The sequence below is a fragment of the Thermodesulfobacteriota bacterium genome (assembly GCA_040756475.1).
Taxonomy (GTDB): Bacteria; Desulfobacterota; Deferrisomatia; order Deferrisomatales; family JACRMM01; genus JBFLZB01.
In genome coordinates this window covers 1-17077 of the sequence record JBFLZB010000101.1, presented here as the reverse complement: position 1 = coordinate 17077, position 17077 = coordinate 1, and the positions used below count along the sequence as shown (strand labels likewise).

Here is a 17077-nt window from a genome sequence, read left to right as displayed (position 1 = left end):
TTGTCGTGCTTGCCTCTTCGCTATTCGGTTTTCAAAGACCAACCCGAAACCGGGCTGCCCCGGCTCCGGCGGACAAGCGCTAACTCTACCCATCCCCCCAAACCCTGTCAACCCCCTTTCGGCTCCCCCCCAACCCTTCTCCCCCCCCGCCGAAAGGAAGGCAGCTTATACCCTGGCCCCCCGCCCCGTGTCAACGGCCTCTTTTTCGGTTTCCGAGGCTGCCGGGTCGATTGTCTGCAAGGATACGGAAGCATGGGCGTTTTGCGGCATTGGACGCCCGCTGCCGGCGGCTCTCAGTGGCCACCCCCGAGGTAGGCGCTCTGGACCCGGGGGTTTCCCAGGAGATCGGCGGCGGGGCCCTCGAGGGCCACCCGGCCCACCTCGAGCACGTAGCCCCGGTGGGCGAACTTGAGGGCCGCCCGGGCGTTCTGTTCCACCAGCACCACGGTGACGCCCGACTCGTTGATCTGCCGGATGGTCTGGAAGATCGCCTTGACCAGGAGGGGAGCGAGCCCCAGGCTCGGCTCGTCGAGGAGCAGCACCTTGGGGCCGGCCATGAGCGCCCGGCCGATGGCGAGCATCTGCTGTTCGCCGCCGCTCAGGGTTCCCGCGAGCTGGGTGCGGCGCTGGGCGAGCACGGGAAAGAGCTCGTAGATCCACTCCTGGGTCGTACGGGCGCGGCTCGCGTCGCGGCAGGTGAAGGCCCCCAGGCTCAGGTTCTCCTGCACCGTCAGGGTGCCGAACACCCGCCGGCCCTCGGGCACCTGGGCCACACCCTGCACCACCACCCGGTGGGCGGGCAGCTTGTGGAGCCACTGGGAGCCGAGTCGGATGGTCCCCCCCGAAGGGCGCACCAGGCCGCTCACCGCCATGAGGGTGGTGGTCTTCCCCGCGCCGTTGGCCCCCAGGATGGCGACGATCTCCCCCCGGCGCACCTGGAGGCTCACCCCGTGGAGCACCTCGACGCTGCCGTAGCGCACGGTGAGGCCGGCGATCTCGAGCAGGGCTTCGCCCATCAGTCGGCTCCCAGGTAGGCCTCGATGACCCGCGGGTCGGCCCGGACCGCGGCCGGCGGCCCCTCGGCGATCTTGGAGCCATACTCCAGCACCACGAGCTTCTCGCAGGCCCGCATGACGAGGCTCATGTCGTGCTCGATGAGGAAGACCGTGATCCCCCGCTCCGTGAGGCGCCCGATGAGGCCGAGCAGGCTGTGGGTCTCGAACTCGTTCATCCCCCCGGCCGGCTCGTCCAAGACGAGCAGCCGGGGCTCGGTGGCCAGGGCCCGCGCCACCTCCAGGAGCCGCTGGTTGCCGTAGGAGAGGGCGCCGGCCACCTGGGCGGCCTGGGAACGCAGCCCCACGAACTCCAGTTCCTGGAGGGCGCGCTCCAGGGCCTCGGCCTCTTCGCGCCGCTCGGAGCGGGTGCGCAGCATGCCGGCCAGGGGACCCGCCCCCATGCGGCAGTGGCGCCCGGCCAGCACGTTCTCGGCGGCCGAGAGGCGCTGGAAGAGGCGGATGGTCTGGAAGGTGCGCGCGATGCCCAGGGAGACGATCCGGTGGGTGGGCAGGCCCGTGATGTCGCGGCCGTCGAAGACGATCTTGCCCTCGTCGGGGCGGTAGTTGCCGGTGATCAGGTTGAACACGGTGGTCTTGCCCGCCCCGTTGGGCCCGATGAGGCCCACGACCTGGCCCTGGGCCACGTCGAAGGAGACCCGGTTGACCGCGGTGAGTCCCCCGAAGGTCTTGGAGACGCCCCGCACCTGGAGCAGGCTCACCGCTCGCCCCCTTCTTCGCCGGCCTCGAGTCCGAAGGTGCGGGGCCTGGGGGGAAAGAGGCCCTGGGTGCGCACCACCATCATGACCATCATGACGAGGCCGAAGACGAGCATGCGGGCGCTGGCGAAGCCCCGGAACACTTCCGGGAGCCCCACGATGAGGAAGGCGGCCAGGAGCACCCCGGCCAGCCGGCCCGAGCCCCCCAGGATCACGATCATGAAGATGACCACCGACTCCCAGAAGCTGAAGGACTCCGGCGAGATGATGGTCATCTTGCCCGCGTAGAGGCTGCCCGCCATGCCCGCCCATGCCGCGCCGATGGCAAACGCGCCCAGGCGGTAGCGGCCCGTGTCGATGCCGCTGCCCTCGGCCGCCACCGGGTCTTCCCGCAGGCAGTTGAGCGCCCGGCCGAAGCGCGAGTGCCGCAGGCGGTAGAGGAGGAAGAGGCTCGCGGCGGTGAACCCCCAGATGAGGTAGAAGAACTCGTGGGGCTTGCGGATGCGGTACCCGAGCACCTCGGGGCGCGAGATGCCGAAGATCCCGTTCGGGCCGCCGGTGAGGCCGAAGACGTCGTTGACCAGGGCGATGCGCACGATCTCCCCCACCCCGACGGTGACGATGAGCAGGTAGTCGCCCCGCAGGTGGATGACGGGCCGCGCCACCAGGGCCCCGAAGACGCCCGCGGCGGCACCGGCCGCCGGCAGCGCCCAGAGCAGGGGCACGCCGAACCGGGTGTTGAGGATCGCCGCGGTATACGCACCCACGGCGTAGAAGGCCGCGTGGCCCATGTTGTACATCCCGGCGTCGCCCAGGATCACGTTGAGGCTCAGGGCCAGGAGGCCATAGAGCCCCACGCTGTTGAGCACGTCCACCCAGTAGGCGTTGAGGTAGAGGGGGCAGGTGGCCAGCAGGACGGCGGCTGCCCCATAGACCAGGACGGCCGGGCGCATCAGACCTTTTCCGCCACCCGCTCGCCCAGGAGCCCCGTGGGCCGGACGATGAGGATGCCGATCAGCACCAGGAACGCGATGGCATCCTTCCAGGCCATGGAGACGTAGGCCGCCCCCAGGGCCTCGATGACCCCCAGGAGCAGCCCCCCCACCATGGCGCCGGGGATGTTCCCGATGCCCCCCAGGATGGCCGCGGTAAACGCTTTGAGGCCGTAGACCCACCCCATGGTGAAGTTGATCTGCCCGTAGTAGAGCCCCACCATGAGGCCCGCCGCCCCGCCCAGGGCCGGGCCCAGGAGGAAGACGATCAGGATCACCCGGTCCACGTCGATGCCCATGAGGCGCGCCGCGCCCTGGTCGATGGCCGCCGCGCGAATCGCTGTGCCGATGCGGGTGCGCTGGATGAAGAGGTAGAGCGCCCCCATGAGCACCACCGACGCCCCCACGATGAGCAGGCGCATGAGGGGCACGGACGCGCCGAAGACCGTCACCGCCACCCGGGGGAGCACGTCCTGGGGGTAGACCTGGAACCGGGCGCCGTAGACGAGCATGATCGCGTTCTGGAGGAAGATGGACGCCCCCAGGGCGGAGACCACGGCAGAGAGCCGGGGAGACTCCCGCAGCGGCCGGTAGGCCGTGCGCTCCAGGAGCGCCCCCACCAGCCCCACCAGCCCCATGACCATGACCGCCAGCACGGCGACCCCGAGCACGGGGCCGAGCCCGTCCCGGAGCCCAAGCGACACCAGGAGCGTCATCCCCAGGTAGGCCCCCAGGGTGAAGAGGTCCCCGTGGGCGAAGTTGATGAGGCGCAGCACCCCGTACACCATGGTGTAGCCCAGGGCGATGAGGGCGTAGATGCCGCCCACCGCCAGGCCGTTGGTCAGCTGCTGGAGGAACTGTTCCATGGGGTGCCCGCCCGGCTTGCGCAGAAACCGGGCGGCCCGCGGACTGTCTCCGCGGGCCGCCCGAAACGTGGGAATCCGCTTGCGCCTAGTACTAGGGCTGGAGGACGAACGCCCCGGCCGCGTCGACGCGGTAGACCTTGTACACCTCCCCCACCCGGTCGCCCTTCTCGTTGAAGGCGATGGGGCCCGTGAGGCCGGAGAAGTCCGCCAGGTCCTTCTTCAGGTAGGCCGCCACCGCTCCCGCCTTGGTGCTCTTGGCGCCCTCGATGCCCGCCGCGGCGGCGAGGAAACCGTCGCCCGCGAGCACGGCCCAGATGGAGCCCGGCGTGCCCCCGTGGGCCTTGGCGTAGGAGGCGAGGAAGGCCTTTGCCTGGTCGTAGGGAAGGTCCTGGGGCACCGGGGGGCTCAGGAAGAGGAAGCCCTCGGCCGCAGCCGTCCCCGCGATCTTGACCAGATCGGGGTTGTTGGTGGCGTCGCCGCCCAGGAAGGGCACGTCCCACCCCATCTCCTTCTTCTGGCGCAGGAGCAGCCCCGCCTCCGGGTAGTACCCGGTGAAGAACACGGCCTCGGGGCCGGCGGCCTTGAGCTTGGTGAGGATCGCGGTGTAGTCGCGCTCTCCGGGGGTGAGGGCGTCGAAGAAGGCCACCGTGGCCCCGGCCTGGGTCAGGAGCCCCCTGGCCTCTTCGGCCAGCCCCTTGGAGTAGCTCGTGTTGTCGTGGAGGACCGCCACCTTCTTGAAGCCCCGCGCCAACAGGGTCTGGGCGGCCACCCGCCCCTGCTCGTCGTCCCGGGGGGAGGTGCGCAGGAAGTACGGGAGCCCCTTCTCGGTGAGCCGCACCGCGGTAGAGCCGTTGGCGATCTGGAGGATCTCGTTCTCGTCGTAGATGGCCTGGCTGGCCTCGGTAATGGACGACCCGTAGGTCCCGACCACGGCCACCACGCCCCGGCTCGCCAGGCGCTGGGCGGCCAGGGAGGCCGTGCGGGGGTCGCCCCCGTCGTCCTCGGCCAGCACCTCCACCTTGCGGCCCAGGAGCCCGCCGCGCTCGTTGAGGTCGGAGGCCAGGAGGTCGAGGATCTGCTTCATCTCCTGCCCCTCGCTGGCCCAGGAGCCGGTGAGCGGGGCCATGAGCCCGATCTTCACGGTCTCCTGCGCCCAGACCGAACCGGCGGCCAGGAGCAGGGCTGCAGCAAGGGAAGCGATCTTCTTCATGGGGCCCTCCTTTCTCGAAAGAAGACGCCCGAGCCGGCACCCTCCCGCTCGGGAAACGCGCGGAACCTAGCAGACGACCCGCCGCAGTGTCAACGAACCGCGGCGCCCTGGATCCACCGCCTGGCTGGCAAGCGGGGTCCGGGAGCCCTTGCGCTCCGCCCCGTAATCCGCGATGTTCGGAGGCCGCATAGCCGAGGGATCCGGCGCGCCGAGCCTCACCGGTTCCGGCCTCGCTCCCGCGGTTCGGTCGAGGCGGCACGGGGCTGCGCTCCAGGACTCCCGGACCCCGCCCCAAAGATTTGGTGGTGGATTTTGGGCGCCGCGGGCGCAGAGCAGATGAGCCCCCGTCCAAATCGAGATCGAGATCGAGGTCGAAATCGAAATCGACTTCGACCCCGATCCCGACCCCGATTTCGATTTCGAACGGGGGAGGGGAAACTGGGAGGGCAGTGCGGTCCCGGGCCGCGGTCAGGCGATCAGGCCGAAGTACCACTCCACCAGGGGAGGTCCCGCGAAGACCCAGGCGGCGGCGCCCAGGGCGAGGAACGGCCCGAAGGGCACCTCGAGCTTCATCCCCGAGCCTCGGCGCACGGTGAGGGCGAGCCCCAGGACGGAGCCCACCAGGGACGAGACGAACACCGTGAAGAGGACCGCCTCCCACCCCAGGAACGCCCCGATCGCGGCCAGGAGTTTTACGTCCCCCAGGCCCATGCCCTCGCGCCGGGTGAGGAGGTAGTAGCCCCCGGCCACGGCCAGGAGCACTCCGCCCCCCAGCCCGATGCCGAGCAGGCTCGCCTTCCAGCCCAGGGGGGTGAGGAGCGAAAAGGCGAGCCCCACGACGATGCCCCCCAGGCTGAGGGAGTCGGGAATGATCTTGAGATCCAGGTCGATGAAGGTCACCGCCACGAGCCCGGCCAGGAAGACGAAGTGGACCCCGAAGAGGAGGCTTGGCCCGTGGAGCGCCCAGAGGCCCAGGGAGAGCCCCCCCATGAGGGCCTCGACCAGGGGGTAGCGCCAGGAGATGGGCTCCCGGCAGTCGCGGCACCGCCCCCGCAGCAGGAGGAACCCCACCACGGGCAGGTTGTCCCGGGGCCTAATTCTGGCCCCGCAGCGAGGACAGGCGCTGGGGGGAAACGCCAGAGACTCCCCCTTGGGCAGCCGGTGGACGACCACGTTGAGGAAGCTGCCCACCACCGCTCCCAGGGCCGCCGCCGCCACTGCCCCCACCACTCCCAGATCCATCCCGCTCCCTCCTGCCCGCAGCCCCTCGCCCCCCGGCCCGGCGGGATGGTAACACACCCCTCCTTCCGTCCCAACGTCGCCGGCACTCCCGCGATCCAACGCCTGGGTGGTAAGGCGGGGTCCGGGAACCCCTGCGCTCCGCCCCGCAATCCGCGGCAATTGGAGGAGGGGTCCCTCGCGGAACCCGTGAGCCTGGCCTCATCAGTTTCCATGGACTGGGGCGGATCAGTCGATGCGGTACGGGACTACGCTCCGGGGCTCCCGAACCCCGCCCCGAAGAGAGGTGGTGGATTCGGGCACTCGCCTCCCGGGGGGATCGGGATTGACACCTGCGACGGCAGGCCTCTATCTTCGAGGCCTCGACCCAACCGCCTTACGGGAGAGCTCCCACGTGAATCCCCTCGGCTCGTCTTCCATCCTGGCCATGGCCTTTTCTTCCGGCGCCGTCGTCGGCGGCGTCCTCTTGATCCTGGTCCTGTGCTCGGTCTTCTCCTGGGCGATCATCCTCTACAAGTACCGGGTCATCCGGGGCGCCTCCCGCGAGAGCCGGGAGTTCCTGGAAGTGTTCTGGTCCAGCAAGAACTTCCACACGGTGCTCGCCGCCACCCGCGACCTCGCCCGCAGCCCCCTGGCCGAGCTCTTCCGGGCGGGCTACCGGGAGTGGCGCCGCACCACCGCCCAGTTCGCCGAGGCCGCGCCGTCCCAGCCGGAAGACCCGGACGACCTGAGCCTGGAGGTGGGCCGCATCGAGAGCATCCAGCGCACCTTGCGCCTCACCGCCGACGCGGAGGTCACCCGGCTGGAGCGGATGCTGATCTTCCTCGCCACCGTGGCCAGCGCCGCTCCCTTCATCGGGCTTTTCGGCACGGTGTGGGGGATCATGGACTCCTTCCGCGAGATCGGGCTCACGGGCTCGGCCAACCTGGCGGTGGTGGCTCCGGGCATCTCCGAGGCCCTCGTCGCCACGGCCACCGGTCTCGCCGCGGCCATCCCCGCCGTGGTGGCCTACAACTACTACAACAACGCCATCAAGATCCTCTCCACCGAGATGGACGCCTTCTCGTCGGAGTTCCTCAACATCGTCAGCCACCACGCGGCGGCGTCCCAGGCCGAGACGCCGTGAACGCCCCCGCCATGCCCAAGCGGGGGGGGCGGCACACCCTCTCGGAGATCAACGTGGTGCCGCTGGTGGACGTAATGCTGGTGCTGCTCATCATCTTCATGGTGGCGGCTCCCATGATCCAGCAGGGGGTGGACGTGAGCCTGCCCAAGGTGGTGGCGGCGGAGCTTCCCGCCGACACCGATCTCCTGGTGGTCACGGTAGACCGGGGGGGGCAGGTCTTCGTGGGCCAGACTCCGGTGGAGCTCGACACCCTGGGGGGGAGGCTCGAGGCGATCTACGCGCGCAAGACCTCCCGCGAGGCCTACCTGCGGGCCGACAAGGACGTGCCCTACGGGGTCGTGGTCCGCGTGATGGCGGAGATGAAGCGGGGGGGCATCGAGCGGCTGGGCATGGTGACCGAGCCCCTGGAACGGCCGTGAGGCTCCACCGCTACCCGGGCCTGTTCGCGGCCGGGGCGGAGAGTGCCCTCTGGCTGGCGGTGGCCGCGTCCCTGGTGCTCCACGTGGCGCTCTTCGCCGCCTTCGGGCGCATGCGCATCCCCCCCATGGAGCGCACCTTCTTCTCTCCCATCCACATGGTGGACCTGGTGGCCGCGCCCCCCGGGGGCGGGCCCAAACCCCCGGCGGCTGCCGCTCCCGCCCCTCCGGCGCCGGCCCCGCCCGCCCCGAAGCCTGCACCCAAGCCCGAGCCCAAGGCCCCGCCCGCCGCTGCTCCGGCGGTCAAGGCGCCGCCCAAGCCCCCGACTCCTGCCCCGAAGCCGCCCGCGGCCGCGGCCAAGCCCCAGCCGGCGGAGAAGGTCATCCCGGCAGCCCCCGCGGATCCCGTTCCCCGGCCCGAGCCGCGCACCGAGGAGCAGGTGGCGGAGCGCATCGCGCGCATGCGCGAGCGGATCGAGCCCCGGGAGCCCACCCCGCCCTCCCCTTCTCCCGCCCGCACGGCCATGGAGGAGGCCAAGGTCTCCCAGCGGGTGGCGTCCATCCGGGACCGCATCCAGCCCGGGGACGGAGGAGGAGGCCCCGGCCCGCCGGGGAGGACCGGCCCGGTGGGCGTGCGCAGCGGCGCGGGCAACGTGCTCCAGGAGGTGCGGCTGCGCGCCTACTACAACCGGCTCTGGGAGCACGTCAACGCCCACTGGACCATTCCCCCGTCCCTGGTGGGCCGGGGCCACACGGTCATCGTTTCCGCCGCGATCGACCGCAGGGGCCGGCTCCTCAAGGCCACCGTGGAGGAGCCCTCCGCGAGCCCGGCCTTCGACCAGTCTGCCCTGCGGGCGTTGGAGCGGGCAGTGCCCCTGCCGGCCTTCCCCGAGGAGGTGGCCGAGGACGTGCTCGAGATCGGGTTTCGGTTCCATGGCGACTGAGTGGCGCCCGTTCTTCGGAACCCCCGGCGCAGGAGCCCTTCCCGTCCCGTTGCTCCTGGCCGTCCTAGCCCTCTTGTCCGGCTGCGCCGCCGGCCCCCCGCCCCCCGGGAGCTACCGGGTCAAGGGCCAGACCTACGCGCCGCTGGCCCGGGCCGACGGGTACGCCGAGACGGGGCTCGCCTCCTGGTACGGTCCGGGCTTCCACGGCCGCCGCACGAGCAGCGGCGAGGTCTACGACATGCATGCGCCCACGGCGGCCCACAAGCTCCTGCCCCTGGGCACGACGGTGCGGGTCACCCATCTGGGCAACGGCCGGCAGGTCACCGCCCGCATCAACGACCGGGGGCCCTTCGTGGAGGGCCGGATCATCGACCTGTCCTACGCCCTGGCCCGGGAGCTCGGGCTGGTGGAGCAGGGGGTGGCCCGGGTGCGGGTCGAGGCCTTGGGGGGCCCCAACGGCACGCCGGCGGTGCGGGCCCTCTCGGGCCCCTTCTCCTGGCAGGTGGGCTCCTTTGGGGTGGCGCAAAATGCCCACAGCCTGGCCCACAGCCTGCGGGCTTCCTACCCCCAGGTCACGGTGGAGCCCTACGACCGGGGGGACGCCGTGTTCCAGCGGGTGCGGGTGGGCATCTACGACTCCCCCGAGCGGGCCGGCGACGACCGGGAGGGGCTCGCCCGGCGGGGACTCTCCCCCATCCTGGTTCGAAGGGATTGAGCACCGTGGATTCGTCCCTGACTGTTCTCGTGGTGGACGACGACCCGGACCACCGGCTGCTCCTGGCATCGGCCCTGCAAGACGCCCTCCCCGGCTGCCGCTCCCGCGAGGCCGGGGACCCTTCCGAGGCGCTGGAGTGCCTTCGCTCCCTTCCGGTCTCCGCCGTGGTGTGCGACTACCGCCTGGGCGCCGGCACCGGCCTCGGCCTCCTGCGCGAGGTGCAGCAGGAGGGGATGGACGTGCCCTTCTTCCTCGTCACGAACCACGGCAGCGAAGAGGTGGCCCGCATGGCCTTCCTGGCGGGAGTCTCGGATTACCTCGCCAAGGACTCCGCCCTCCAGAACCCGGCCGACCTGGGGCGCCGGCTGCGCCGCGCCGTGGAGAAGCACCGCCTCGCCCGCCAGCGGCAGCGGGCGGAGGAGATGCTGGAGAACTTCGTGGAGAACAACCCTTTCGGAATCCTGCTCCTGGACCCCGAAGGGGCGGTGAGCCGCTGGAACCGGGCGCTGGAGCGGATGGGAGAGCCGCCGGGCGCGCTGGCGGAGTTCCTCTCGGGGTACCGCCCGGGGGACGACCCGCAACTGCGCCGCGCCGGGGTCGTCGAGGCCCTGGCCCGGGCGCGGACCGGACAGCGGGTGGAGCTGCCGGCGTTCGCGTGGGACCCCCGCCAGGCGGGGCTGCCCTGCGGCCGACGCTTCTTCCAGGGGGCCGCGTTCCCGGTGGGCCCCCAGGGGGAGGAGGCCGCCCACCTGTGCGTGATGATCCAGGACGTGACCGCCGGAGAGACCGCGCGCCGCGAACGCGACGAGTACGCCGCGGTGCTCTCGGCCCTCTTCGACGCCTCCCAGACGGCCATCTTCTTCGTGGACAACCAACGCAACGTCCGCTTCGCCAACCGCCGGGTGCGGGAGTTCTTCGGGCTGGAACCCGAAGACTGCCTGGGCCGGGACAAGCTGGAGCTCGCCGAGGGAATGGCCCGGTCCGCCGCGGACCCGGAGGGCTTCCTCCGGCGGGTGCAGTACCTCTACGAGAACCCGGAGGCGGACGCGGAAGACGCGGTGGAGCTCCTGCGGCCCCAGCGCCGCCACCTGCGGCGTTACAGCGGCCCGGTGCGGGGCGCCGGCCCGATTCCCCTGGGCCGCATCGAGGTGTACCTGGACGAGACCGCCGCCGTGGAGCGCCAACAGCTCCTGGAGGCGGAGAACCGCGAGCTCGACGCCTTCGCGAGCCGGCTGGCCCACGAGCTCAAGACCCCTCTGGTGAGCCTCAAGGGCTTCGCCGACCTGCTCCACCGGCAGCACGGCGGCCTCCTGGACCAGCGGGGGCACCTCTACCTGGAGCGCGTGCGCGCCTCGGCGGGGCTGCTGGGCGAGATGGTCGACGGGCTGCGCAACCTGGCCCATGCGGGCTCCTTCCCGGAGACGGCCAGACCCGTGGAGCTCTTTCCCGTGCTGCGGCTCGTATGCGACAGCCTCGAGCCCCTGGCCGCAGACAAGGCCGTCACCCTCGAGCTGCCCGCCCGGGGTGGAGCCGTACGGTGCGGGCGGGCCCCGCTCTTCCAGATCCTCCACAACCTGCTGGCCAACGCCATCCGGTTCGCGGATCCGGGCAAGGAGCTGCGCTGGGCGCGGGTGGAAGTTGCCGAAGAAGGGCCGAGCGTGCACGTGACCGTAGCCGACAACGGCATCGGGATGGACGACGAGGACCGGGAGGGCCTCTTCCAGCCCTTCCGGCGGGGCCGCAACGCCGAGGGCACCCCCGGGATGGGCCTGGGCCTCGCCATCACCCGCAGGCTCCTCCACGCGTGCGGGGGCGGCATCCGGGTGACGTCCGCAGCGGGAGAGGGATCCCGCTTCACCGTCTCCCTGCCCCGCAGCCTCCCGCTCCCGCTTCTGGAGGAATAGCCCGGGTGATCCCCGCCGCCTCCTTCCCGCCTCCGGGCGAGCGCCCCATGTCGGTCGCCGGGCTCCTGGCCCTGCCGGAGGCCCAGCGGGTTTCCTACCTGGACTTTCTCGTCCCCGACGAGCTGCGCGCCCACTTCGGGCTCCCGCCGACCGGGTCCTGGAGAGAGGACTACCGGGGACCCTGGCGCTGGTTCCCGATCTCCGGGGCGCCGGGAGTGCGAATCGAGGTGTGGCCGGATCCGGAGTCCGAAGACCCCGCCCTGGTCGTGGAGCTCGCCGACACCTACCTGGGCCACCTGGAGGCCGCCTGGATCGTGCTGAGCGACCCGCGCCAGCCCCGGTTCCACGTGGACCGAAGCCCTTGCGGCGCACCGCTGCCCCTGGGGGCCTCCCCGAGAAACTACCGGGAAGAGCTGCGCGCCCTGGCGGCGGGGCTCGCCCCGAACCAGGTACGTCCGGGGCTGCGCATGTTCCGCCCCTTGATCGGGCGGATCGAGGGATTTGCGGATCTGCTCGGCATCGGTATCCTCTACGTCGCACCCCTGGCCTACCACAACGCCATCAAGTACGAGAAGTACGGCTTCACCTACGCTTCGGGCCTGGAAGAGCTGGAGTGGATCCACCGGGAGTTCGGCCCGGGGGGCGTGCTGCGGCGGCGCATGGACGGCACGCGCCCCTTTCGCATGCCGTGGATGGCGGAGACCGTGCGGGGGCGATCCTGGGCCATCCACGACGGTGTGCTCGAGCGGCGCTGGACGGCGCCCCAGATGTACAAGTTCGTGGGGCGCCCGTTCTCCACCTGCACCTTCCCCCGCGCGGTGTGGTAGGACCCCGGAGGCCGCTTCGAGCAACGCGCCCGGCCGCCGGAGCCGAGAGAGGGCCCGAGAGCCATGCCCGACTACCCTTACGTCTACGCGGCCTCCCCCGCCCGCCCGGTCCAGCCCGGAGGCACCCGGGTGCGGGTCCTTCGCCGGGGACGGCCTGCGCAGGAGAGCGCGGAGGAAGAGGGGGGCGAAGACCGGGGCCCGGGGGGGGAGGAGACCTGGCGCACCCTGCTGACCCAGGCCGTGGACGACCTCAACGCGTCGTTTCGCAGCGCCGGCGCACCGTTTGCGTGCGCCCTGGAGGAGGACGCGGAAGGCTTGTTCCTCCGGGTGCGCCGCCACGGCGACGCGGGCGCCGGGGAGGACGTGGAGGACGAGGTTCTCGAACCCCAGGACCTCCCCCGGTGGCTCCACCGCATCCGGGTGGGACTGGGGCTCCTCGTGGACGAGACGGCCTGACCGGCGGCGACAGCCCGTTCAACCCCCGATCGACACCCAACCCAAAGGAGGAACCGGATGGCCCGCGACTACGATACCGCCCTGCGGCCCTACGTGCAGAAGCGGCTGGAGGAGATTCGGGAGGCCGACATCCTCGTCGGAATCCCGTGCTACAACAACGAAGACACCATCGTCCACGTCGTGCAGACGGTGTCCCACGGGATCTACGAGCACTACCGAAACGCGCGAGCCGTCATCATGATCGCCGACGGGGGCTCCACCGACGACACGAGGGACCGGGTCCTCGACTTCCAGTTCAAGCCCTGGCAGGAGAAGCTCATCACCGTATACCGGGGCATCGGCGGCAAGGGCTCGGCGCTGCGGGCCATCTTCGAAGCCGCGCACCGTCTCAAGGTCAAGGCCTGTGCGTGCGTCGACTCCGACCTGCGCAGCATCAGTCCCGAGTGGATCAAATACCTGATCGAGCCCGTCATGGAGCAGGGCTACGAGTTCGTGGCCCCCGTCTACTCCCGCTACAAGTACGACGGCACGATCACCAACAACATTGTCTACAACCTCGTTCGCACCCTGTACGGAAAGCGCATCCGCCAGCCCATCGGCGGCGACTTCGCGTTCTCCAAGGGGCTTGCCAAGCACTACCTGGAGCAGGAGGTGTGGGGCACCGACATCGCCCGCTTCGGCATCGACATCTGGATGACCACCACGGCGCTTCGCACGGGCGCCAGGGTCTGCCAGGCGAACCTGGGGGTGAAGATCCACGACGCCAAGGATCCGGCCGACGCCCTGGGCCCCATGTTCCGCCAGGTGTGCGGCACCCTGTTCGCGCTGATGGAGGAGCACGAGGATTTCTGGCTGCCCATCCGGGGCAGCGACCCCGTGCCGCTTCTCGGGATGGAGGCGACCCTGGAGCCCGAGCCCATCGTCGTGAACCAGGCGCGCATGGTGACCGAGTTCCAGGAAGGAATGCGCCTTTTCGGGAGCCTGTGGAAGGAGATCTTCACCGACGACGTGTACGCCGCCCTGGAACGGGCGCGGGGCCAGGCCCCCGAAGAGTTCCACTTTTCGACGGAGATGTGGGTGAAGCTCCTGTACCAGCTCGCCGCCAAGTACCACCACCTGGCGGACCACCGGATGAAGCTCCTCTCGGTCATGACCCCCCTCTACCTGGGCCGGGTGGCCTCGTTCATCACCCGCACCCGCGACATGGACTCCAGAGGCGCCGAAGCGGTGGTGGAGGAGCAGGCCGTCAAGTTCGAGGAGCAGAAGGACTACCTGGTGGACCTGTGGACCAACGGGGCCGCAGCTTCCCAGGGCTGACGGGGCGCCGGATCAAGCCCCTTCCGGATTTTCTTCCGGATCGCGTGGAAGATCCGCGCAACGGGCGCCCGGGGAGTTCCAGGACCGTGGCGTTCGCAGTCAGGTGCTCCCTGGAGGCCGGTGACGCGAGGCCGGGGGTGTAGGGGCGCACCGCGTGCGCCCGCCCCAAGGGACGATTGCCGCCGCCCTCGCGGGCGCTCAGCTGTGCGCCCCTACGGTTACCCACCCGTACCGCCGAGTCCTCGGGTTCGACGGGCTCGATCGATGCCAACCCACACAGGTCGAAACAGGCTGAGCCCTGGCGGGGGGGCTCTCAGCCCCCATCCCGGCAGTCCGCCTCCACCGCATCCCGCAGCCGGCGGTACACCTTGGGCATGGCCGCTTCCACGCGGTTCCAGTTGGGAATGGAGGGAGCTCCCAGGGGGTTCTCCAGGAAGTCCTCGCCCGCCCGCTCCAGTGCCCGGCCGAAGCCCTCGGCCAGGGTGTCCTCCGCATGGCGGTCGTAGACCAGCCCGTTGAGGGCGGAGACGTCCGAGTACTGCCCGATGGCGTCCTGGGCGCACCGCAGGTACGCAGCGCGCAGGCTCCGGAAGAACGCGGAGGACAGGATCACCCCTTCGCTCGCCAGGGCCTGGAAGAGGGTGGACGCGATCTCCCGGGTCATGCGCAGGAGGCCCGCGGGCTTGGGCGCGTCGAACCCGGCCTCCTGGTGCTTGTGCTCGTAGTCGATCCCCAGGTCCACCTGGCACACCCGGCGCGTGGAGTAGTTGCGGAACACCTCGGCCAGGGTCCCCACCTCGAGCCCCCAGTTGGAGGGGATCCGGTTCGTCCGGGCAAGATCCGCGTCCATGCAGAACTCCCCGGCGAGGGGGTAACGGAAGCTGTCGAGGTACAGGAGAAACGGGGTGTGTCCGAGCATCTTCTGGAGTGCCCGCACCAGGGGGGTCACGAAGATCCGGGTCGCCCGGCCGTGGAGCCGGTCGGTCACCCGGGTGTAGTACCCCTTGCAGAACATGTAGTCGAGGGTGGGTGCCACGATGGGGTAGGCCAGACGCGCCAGGAGAATCCGATCGTAGGTGAGAATGTCGCAGTCGTGAAGGGCGATGGCCCGGGCCGACTCGTCCCCCAGGGCATACCCGTAGGCGAGCCACGCCGCGAGCCCCTTGCCGGGTTCCCCGAGATAGAGACCCAGCTCACCCAGCCTATTCTTGAGCTCCGAGATGCGGGGGCCGTCGTTCCACAGGATGCGCACCTTCTGGGGCAGGCGCGAGAAGTACTCCCGCGCGTGGGCGAACTCGGCAGGCCCTGCGCTCCCCAGGCTCACCACGATCTCCCGGAGATACGGAACTTCCCGCAGGTGATCGACGATGCCCGGCAGCGCCGCCCCCTGGAGTTCGGAATACAGACACGGCAGCACCAGCACGAGGGGTCGCTCCTGGGTGAATTCCAGGAGCTCCGCCTCCATCCGGGGGAGATCGCGGACACCGAGCTCCTGCAACGTCGTGATGACGCCGTTCTGAAAGAAGTCAGACATGTCTTTCCTCCTCTTATGCCCCGGAAACTGCGGCCGTCGGCTATTTCTTGCGAGACAAGAATCTCCCCGCCCCGCGTCCCCCGTCACCCGTCACCCGTCACGCGCCCCATGCTCCACGTCTTCCAGCCACGCCAGGACCGCGCGGCGCCACCCGGCCGGGCCTACCCCGTTCACCGTGCGGATGCCGGGGGGGCGGGGGGTGAGGTGGCCTCCGCCGGGGCGCTCCACCAGCACCCCGACGCAAACCGCCTCCAGCATGGGCAGGTCGTTTTCGCTGTCTCCCAGGGCCAGGGAGGCCGGCTCCCGCCCCGAGAGCCGGGTCGCAGCCTCGAGGAGCCACCGCACGGCCCGCCCCTTGTCCGAAGGGCCCAGCAGGTGCCAGAAGCGCCCCCCCCGGGTGAGGTGCAGCCCGTGCCCGGCGAGCCAGGCCCGCGCACGAGCCACGTCGGCCTCCCCCGGCGGCGGCGACCACACAAACGGCTCGTCGAAATCGCGCTCGCGCGCCAGCCGGGCCTGATCCGCAGGCAGCCCGGTACACCGGGCCACCTCCCCGTCGTCCATGTCGCCGAACCCCCGCACGCCGGCACCGTGACGGCGCCGCAGCTCTTCAAGCGCCGCGCGCAGCTCCGGGTACGGGGCACCGAAAACCCGGGCGGGCAGGCCCCCGACGCGCTCGGGAAAGACCGCCTCCAGCGGCCCCCCGCCCGCGAGGAGAACCGCACCGCCGTTCTCGGGGATGAACGGGCCTCCGATCCCGAGGCGCGCCTGCACCGCCAGAATCTCCGGGCGTGTCTTCGAGGAGCAGAGCACGAGCGCAACCCCGGCGTCGCGCAACGCCTCCAGCGCCGGCCGCGCCGGCTCGAAGTCGTAGGTGTGGTGGTCGAGCAGGGTTCCGTCCAGGTCCGTGAACACCACGGCCGCGAATCCCTTCGCCCGCGCAGACGCAGACACGGCAGTCCTCCTCGGAAGAGCGTGCCCCGACTCTATAGCAGGCGACGGCGGACGGGGCAAGAAGGTCGCCCTCCCCGCAGCCCCCATCACGGGCGGCAATCCGCGGCCCGATTTCCATCGAAACTCCCGATTTGCGTCTGCCGCGCCTTCCGGGCTCTTCTCTGTGCAGAGTCGGGCGGATGGGCCGCCCCCGTTTCGCGGTGTCGCGCGCCGCTGAGGAGGAGACGATGGACGAGCAAAGAAAAGACACGGGGGGAGCCGCCGAGGGGACGATGGACCGCTCGGGCTTCCTCAAGGTCCTGGGCGCCGGGCTGGGGGCCGCCGGGGTAGGCTCGCTCCTGGGCGGTCAGGCCTTCGCCGACGTGGAGAAGAAGGGCAAGTACGTCATCGTCGTCACCCACGGGGGCGACGACCCCAACCGCGCCATCTTCGCCCTCCTCATGGCCCAGGTGGTGGCCAAGAAGGGCTGGGGGCAGCTGCACGTGTGGATGACGCTCGCCGGCGCCGACCTGGCCCACGTGGACAAGACGGCCCGGGTGGAGTCCCCCATCTTCAAGAAGTTCGGCAACGCTCTGGAGATCATGGAAGACGTGCGAAAGCGCGGCGCCACCTTCGGCGTCTGCCCCCCCTGCGCCGAGTACTCGGGCGCCGTGGACGACAAGAAGCACCCCTGGGTGAAGAACGCCGGGGGCGACTGGCTGATGGAGAACATCCAGGGGGCGTGGGTGCTCTGGATGTAACGTTCGCGTGCTGCCCCGGGGCAGACCCCCGGGCCGCACGCGGTTCCCCGTTCCCCGTTCCCCGTTCCC

17 protein-coding genes are annotated in these 17077 nt (G+C 70.7%); 9 read left to right on the top strand and 8 right to left on the bottom strand.

Translation table 11 applies throughout. The annotated features are described in order from the left end of the window. Window positions 1–293: 293 nt before the first annotated feature. From AB1578_14565 to AB1578_14540, 6 genes are all read right to left on the bottom strand, one after another. Entirely contained in the window at window positions 294–1016 is a 723-nt protein-coding gene (locus AB1578_14565; GenBank protein ID MEW6489127.1) for an ABC transporter ATP-binding protein, read from the bottom strand. Then, on the bottom strand, window positions 1016–1774 hold the full coding sequence (locus tag AB1578_14560; protein ID MEW6489126.1) for an ABC transporter ATP-binding protein: 759 nt from the start codon (window positions 1772–1774) through the stop codon (window positions 1016–1018). The genes AB1578_14565 and AB1578_14560 overlap by 1 nt, the downstream gene beginning before the upstream one ends. Beyond that, window positions 1771–2724, bottom strand: a complete 954-nt coding sequence (locus AB1578_14555; protein MEW6489125.1) for a branched-chain amino acid ABC transporter permease — start codon at window positions 2722–2724, stop codon at window positions 1771–1773. Before AB1578_14555 ends, AB1578_14560 begins: the two co-directional genes overlap by 4 nt. Continuing rightward, on the bottom strand, window positions 2724–3629 hold the full coding sequence (locus tag AB1578_14550; GenBank protein MEW6489124.1) for a branched-chain amino acid ABC transporter permease: 906 nt from the start codon (window positions 3627–3629) through the stop codon (window positions 2724–2726). Before AB1578_14550 ends, AB1578_14555 begins: the two co-directional genes overlap by 1 nt. 91 nt (window positions 3630–3720) lie before the next feature. After that, window positions 3721–4839, bottom strand: a complete 1119-nt coding sequence (locus AB1578_14545) for a branched-chain amino acid ABC transporter substrate-binding protein (protein MEW6489123.1) — start codon at window positions 4837–4839, stop codon at window positions 3721–3723. A gap of 468 nt (window positions 4840–5307) precedes the next feature. Beyond that, window positions 5308–6081 (bottom strand): prepilin peptidase, encoded by a 774-nt coding sequence (locus AB1578_14540; GenBank protein MEW6489122.1) that lies wholly within the window; start codon window positions 6079–6081, stop codon window positions 5308–5310. Window positions 6082–6472: 391 nt separating this feature from the next. Between AB1578_14540 and tolQ the strand changes: the two genes are divergently transcribed. The 8 genes from tolQ to AB1578_14500 all read left to right on the top strand — a co-directional run bounded on the left by tolQ (window position 6473) and on the right by AB1578_14500 (window position 13783). After that, window positions 6473–7204 carry a protein TolQ gene (gene tolQ, locus AB1578_14535; protein ID MEW6489121.1) on the top strand — a complete coding sequence of 244 codons (732 nt, stop codon included), beginning with the start codon at window positions 6473–6475 and terminating at the stop codon, window positions 7202–7204. Further along, window positions 7201–7623 carry an ExbD/TolR family protein gene (locus AB1578_14530; GenBank protein MEW6489120.1) on the top strand — a complete coding sequence of 141 codons (423 nt, stop codon included), beginning with the start codon at window positions 7201–7203 and terminating at the stop codon, window positions 7621–7623. The genes tolQ and AB1578_14530 overlap by 4 nt, the downstream gene beginning before the upstream one ends. Beyond that, complete coding sequence (locus AB1578_14525) at window positions 7620–8564, top strand: TonB family protein (GenBank protein MEW6489119.1); 945 nt, start codon at window positions 7620–7622, stop codon at window positions 8562–8564. The genes AB1578_14530 and AB1578_14525 overlap by 4 nt, the downstream gene beginning before the upstream one ends. Continuing rightward, on the top strand, window positions 8554–9279 hold the full coding sequence (locus AB1578_14520; protein ID MEW6489118.1) for a septal ring lytic transglycosylase RlpA family protein: 726 nt from the start codon (window positions 8554–8556) through the stop codon (window positions 9277–9279). Before AB1578_14525 ends, AB1578_14520 begins: the two co-directional genes overlap by 11 nt. 5 nt (window positions 9280–9284) lie before the next feature. Beyond that, window positions 9285–11183 carry an ATP-binding protein gene (locus tag AB1578_14515; protein ID MEW6489117.1) on the top strand — a complete coding sequence of 633 codons (1899 nt, stop codon included), beginning with the start codon at window positions 9285–9287 and terminating at the stop codon, window positions 11181–11183. Between the two features lie 5 nt (window positions 11184–11188). Next, on the top strand, window positions 11189–12010 hold the full coding sequence (locus AB1578_14510) for a hypothetical protein (GenBank protein ID MEW6489116.1): 822 nt from the start codon (window positions 11189–11191) through the stop codon (window positions 12008–12010). Between the two features lie 63 nt (window positions 12011–12073). Continuing rightward, on the top strand, window positions 12074–12466 hold the full coding sequence (locus AB1578_14505; protein MEW6489115.1) for a hypothetical protein: 393 nt from the start codon (window positions 12074–12076) through the stop codon (window positions 12464–12466). 57 nt (window positions 12467–12523) lie between these two features. Continuing rightward, window positions 12524–13783 carry a glycosyltransferase gene (locus AB1578_14500; protein ID MEW6489114.1) on the top strand — a complete coding sequence of 420 codons (1260 nt, stop codon included), beginning with the start codon at window positions 12524–12526 and terminating at the stop codon, window positions 13781–13783. A 313-nt stretch (window positions 13784–14096) separates the two neighbouring features. Here the strand turns inward: AB1578_14500 and AB1578_14495 are convergent, their stop codons facing one another. Further along, a complete protein-coding gene (locus tag AB1578_14495; protein MEW6489113.1) occupies window positions 14097–15317 on the bottom strand; it encodes a glycosyl transferase in 1221 nt (406 codons plus the stop codon). 90 nt (window positions 15318–15407) lie between these two features. Next, window positions 15408–16268 (bottom strand): HAD-IIB family hydrolase, encoded by an 861-nt coding sequence (locus AB1578_14490; protein ID MEW6489112.1) that lies wholly within the window; start codon window positions 16266–16268, stop codon window positions 15408–15410. A gap of 227 nt (window positions 16269–16495) precedes the next feature. On the opposite strand from AB1578_14490, the gene AB1578_14485 reads away from it, so the two are divergent. After that, a complete protein-coding gene (locus AB1578_14485; protein ID MEW6489111.1) occupies window positions 16496–17008 on the top strand; it encodes a hypothetical protein in 513 nt (170 codons plus the stop codon). Window positions 17009–17077 lie beyond the last annotated feature (69 nt).

Bases quoted from the DNA above. Each gene is read 5' to 3' on its own strand.
- AB1578_14565 (MEW6489127.1), bottom strand. From the start codon at position 1,016: ATGGGCGAAGCCCTGCTCGAGATCGCCGGCCTCACCGTGCGCTACGGC.
- AB1578_14555 (MEW6489125.1), bottom strand. From the start codon at position 2,724: ATGCGCCCGGCCGTCCTGGTCTATGGGGCAGCCGCCGTCCTGCTGGCC.
- AB1578_14550 (MEW6489124.1), bottom strand. From the start codon at position 3,629: ATGGAACAGTTCCTCCAGCAGCTGACCAACGGCCTGGCGGTGGGCGGC.
- AB1578_14545 (MEW6489123.1), bottom strand. From the start codon at position 4,839: ATGAAGAAGATCGCTTCCCTTGCTGCAGCCCTGCTCCTGGCCGCCGGT.
- AB1578_14540 (MEW6489122.1), bottom strand. From the start codon at position 6,081: ATGGATCTGGGAGTGGTGGGGGCAGTGGCGGCGGCGGCCCTGGGAGCG.
- AB1578_14520 (MEW6489118.1), top strand. From the start codon at position 8,554: ATGGCGACTGAGTGGCGCCCGTTCTTCGGAACCCCCGGCGCAGGAGCC.
- AB1578_14505 (MEW6489115.1), top strand. From the start codon at position 12,074: ATGCCCGACTACCCTTACGTCTACGCGGCCTCCCCCGCCCGCCCGGTC.
- AB1578_14500 (MEW6489114.1), top strand. From the start codon at position 12,524: ATGGCCCGCGACTACGATACCGCCCTGCGGCCCTACGTGCAGAAGCGG.
- AB1578_14495 (MEW6489113.1), bottom strand. From the start codon at position 15,317: ATGTCTGACTTCTTTCAGAACGGCGTCATCACGACGTTGCAGGAGCTC.
- AB1578_14485 (MEW6489111.1), top strand. From the start codon at position 16,496: ATGGACGAGCAAAGAAAAGACACGGGGGGAGCCGCCGAGGGGACGATG.